The organism is Amnibacterium endophyticum, assembly GCF_042680685.1.
Taxonomy (GTDB): domain Bacteria; phylum Actinomycetota; class Actinomycetes; order Actinomycetales; family Microbacteriaceae; genus Amnibacterium; species Amnibacterium endophyticum.
On record NZ_JBHUEA010000051.1, the window covers coordinates 1 to 2,355 of the forward strand.

Annotated in this window: 1 protein-coding gene; it reads left to right on the top strand. The window is 79.3% G+C overall.

From position 1 onward, the window contains the following. A partial coding sequence (locus ACFSBI_RS16230; RefSeq protein WP_377936780.1) for an ATP-binding protein occupies positions 1 to 2,355 on the top strand: 2,355 nt, incomplete at both ends.

The following is a 2,355-nucleotide window of genomic DNA, read 5'->3' on the forward strand; positions in this document are numbered from 1 at the left end:
ACGACGCAGCACCCCGTCGCGGCGGCCGCGGTGCCGAGCGACAGCCCGAGCGCGGGCAGCACGACGAGGCGCTCGCGGCCTACGCCGCGCACGCGGCCGCCCTCGCCGACCAGCTGGGCGCCGATCCCGACCCCGCCGTCGTCGCCGCGCACGCGGACCTGCTGCGGGCGGAGCCGTCGCGGGCCCCGCGGCTCGTCGGCGTGCGCACCGCCCCCGACGCCCTGCTCGGCCGCGACGACGACCTCGCCGCCCTCGACGCGGCGCTGCGCACCGCGCGCCTCGTCACCGTGATCGGCCCAGGCGGGATGGGCAAGACCCGCATCGCCCACGAGGTCGCCCGCCTCGCTGCACCCCGCTTCGCGCGGGTGCTGTTCGTCGAGCTCGCCGGCACCCGGACCGCCGAGGACGTGCTGGCCGCGGTCGCCGAGACCGCCGGCGCGCGCGGCGCCCGCACGACGCGCATCGGGGCCGAGACCGTCGCCCCCGACCTCCTCGGCCGGGCGGTCGACGCCCTCGCCGCGGCGCGCACGCTGCTCGTGCTCGACAACTGCGAGCACGTCGTGGACGCCGCGGCCGCGCTCGCCGACGACGTCCTCGGCGCCGTGCCCGACCTCGCCGTGCTCGCGACCAGCCGCATCCCGCTGCTCGTGCCCGGCGAGCACCTGCACCCGCTGCCGCCGCTGCCCACCGACACCGACGCGGCCGACCTCTTCGCGCGGCGCGCACGCGCGGCGCGGCCCGACGTCCGGCTCGACCCCGACGCGGTGCGCCGGATCGTGACGCACCTGGACGGGCTGCCGCTCGCGATCGAGCTCGCCGCCGCGCGCCTGCGCTCCATGAGCCTCACCGAGCTCGAGGCGCGTCTGGCCGATCGCTTCGCCGTGCTCGTCGGCGGCAGCCGCACCGCCCCCGAGCGGCACCGGACCCTGTTCGCGGTGATCGACTGGAGCTGGCGCCTGCTGCCGGCCGACGACCAGCGGGCCGCCGCGCTGCTCGGCGCCTTCCCGGACGGCTTCACGGCGGAGGCTGCCGGCGCCCTGCTCGGCGAGGACCCGGAGCGGTTGCTGGCCTCGCTCGTCGACCAGTCACTGCTCGTCTTCCGCGACGAGCCGCGGTCGCGCTACCGGATGCTGGAGACGGTGCGCGAGTTCGCGCTCGCCGCGGCGGAGCAGGCGGGGCTGCAGGCCGCGGCGCGCAGCGGGCTCGACGCGGCGGCCGTCGCCTTCGTGCGCGGGCTCGAGCCGCACGTGGCGGCCGGACCCGACGCGACGGCGCTCGAGGAGCTGGCGGTCGAGGAGGAGACGCTCCGCGCCGTGCTGCGGGTGCCGCCCGCCGGCCGCGAGGCGGTCGTGGTTGCTGTGTTCGCCGCCCTCGCGACGCACTGGATCCTGCGGGGCGAGGCCGAGTCGGTGGAGGACGTGCTGCCCCGGGTGCGGCAGGCCGTCGCCCGGCGCGGCGGCAGCACCGCCGAGCGGGTGGAGCTGCTGCGCGCCCTGGTCGTCGTCACCACGGTGTCGGTGCTCGCCGGGCTGCCCGACGCGCTGCGCGTGCGCGGCCTGCTGCGGCGGACGCTCCGGGACGTGCCGCGCGGCGCCTCACCGCTGTGGGAGGCGGGCGCCCGCCTCGTGCTCGAGCCCGAGCCGCCGCAGCCGGACGCGCCGCTGCTGACCGACCTCGCCGCCTCCCCCGACCCGGTCGTCCGCACCTTCGCCGTGCTGACGCGCTCGCAGCTGCTGGAGAACGCCGGCCGCGCGGAGGAGGCGCTCGTGGAGGCGGACCGGGCGGAGCGCCTGGCCGAGCGCCACGGGCTCGACTGGTTCCGCACGGTCGCCGGCGCGAGCGCGGTGCAGCTGCGCAGCCAGCGCGGCGAGCGGGCCGAGGCGATCGCGCTCGGCGAGGCGCTGGAGGCGACGCCGTTCGCGCGCCGAGGCTTGACCGACACCCGGCAGCAGGACTGGCTGATGGGCGTGAACCTGCTCGCGGTCGGCCGCACGGCCGAGGCGCGTCGGCGCTTCGAGCGGATCGCGGCGCTGCCCGTGGTCGGGCGCGCGAGCGAGTCGACCGACGTGCGCGCGATCGCGATGGCGGGCCTCGCCGTGCTGGCCGCCCACGAGGGGGACGAGTCGGCCCGTCGCGAGCGCTGGGCCGAGGCGGTCGCCGAGGGCCGCCGCGCCTCCGCGCCCTGGGCCGCGATCGTCGCCGCGGCGGCCCTCCCCGACGCGGTCGCCCGCGACGAGCGCGGGACGGCCCTGACGGTCTACCGGCGCCTCCGGCCGCGGACCATCGCCCTGATCAGGCTGGGCGGCCCGAGGGCCGACAGCCCGGTCGTCGCGGCGGGGGGGGTCCGGGTGGCGG